We start from the raw sequence: 345 nt of genomic DNA on the forward strand, positions 1-345 counted from the left end.
CGCCGGTCTGCCAGTACACGTCGATCGGGATGCCGCCGCGCGGGTACCAGAAGCCGCCGATGCGCAGGTAGCGCGGCTCCAGCAGGTCGCGCAGGCGCTTGCCGATCGCCACCGTGCAATCCTCGTGGGAGGCGCCGTGGTTGCGGAACGCCCCGAGGTAGAGCTTGAGCGCCTTCGATTCGACGAGCCAGCGGTCCGGCACGTAGTCGATCACCAGGACCGCGAAATCCGGCTGGCCGGTCACCGGGCAGAGCGAGGTGAATTCCGGTGCCGTGAAGCGGGCGAGGTAATCCGTGTCCGGGTGCGGGTTCGGCACGCGGTCGAGGCGGGCCTCCTCGGGGGAGG

The 345-nt window shown here is 70.1% G+C and carries 1 protein-coding gene; it reads right to left on the reverse strand.

Annotated elements, in window-relative coordinates:
- On the reverse strand, nucleotides 1–345 hold a 345-nt coding region (queF, locus tag ACLBXP_RS25355), incomplete at both ends, for a preQ(1) synthase (protein ID WP_447670600.1).

It is taken from the genome of Methylobacterium sp. A54F, from assembly GCF_053346035.1.